The sequence below is a fragment of the Methylorubrum zatmanii genome, assembly GCF_014845115.1.
GTDB lineage: Bacteria > Pseudomonadota > Alphaproteobacteria > Rhizobiales > Beijerinckiaceae > Methylobacterium > Methylobacterium zatmanii.
The window spans coordinates 1-616 of record NZ_NKUI01000354.1; the positions used below are offsets into that span (position 1 = coordinate 1).

Here is a 616-nt window from a genome sequence, read left to right on the forward strand (position 1 = left end):
TGCGGCCGGCGATCCGGCCCCGACACGTCTCTCGGCTGGGCGGCGAGTGTCAACATACGTTGACACTATGGCTCGGAAATTCGTCAGCGCAAGAGGACTCTCACGGAGTCGCCGTTTGCGCCGTTTCGGCCTCCGCGAGGATGAGCCCCGCCACGCGCTCCGGTGCTTCCTCGTGGGCCAGATGGCCGAGGCCGCGCAGCAACTCGACCCGGGCATTCGGCAAACGCTCGCGCAGGGTGAAGGCGTCCTCCGGCTTGATCGCCTTGTCGTCACCGCCGACGATCAGCAGGGTGCGGGTCGTGAGGCCCGGCAGGTCGCGTGACAGAGCCGGCAGGTCCCAATTCGCCATCATCCCGAGCGCCCCCGAGACATGGCCGGGGCGGGTGAACAGCCGGCGGTAGAGGTCGAGGCCCTGCGGATCGAGACGCGAGCCGGTGCCGTCGATGAGCCGGCGCACCGCCGCCCGGTCGGCGCTCCAGGCGAAGACCTTCGGGGTGATCGGGTTGAGGAACAGCACGCGAGCGATGCTCGGGAACAGAATGTTGGCGATGCCGGGAAACGGCGTGAGCGCGCCGTTGATCGCTACGAGCAGATCGGGGGCGATGCGCCGGTCGAG

General features: G+C 68.8%; 1 protein-coding gene. It reads right to left on the reverse strand.

Annotated features, from left to right (window positions below; genetic code table 11):
* Positions 1–100: 100 nt before the first annotated feature.
* A partial coding sequence (locus MZTS_RS24690) for an alpha/beta fold hydrolase (RefSeq protein WP_192285964.1) occupies positions 101–616 on the reverse strand: 516 nt, incomplete at its 5' end.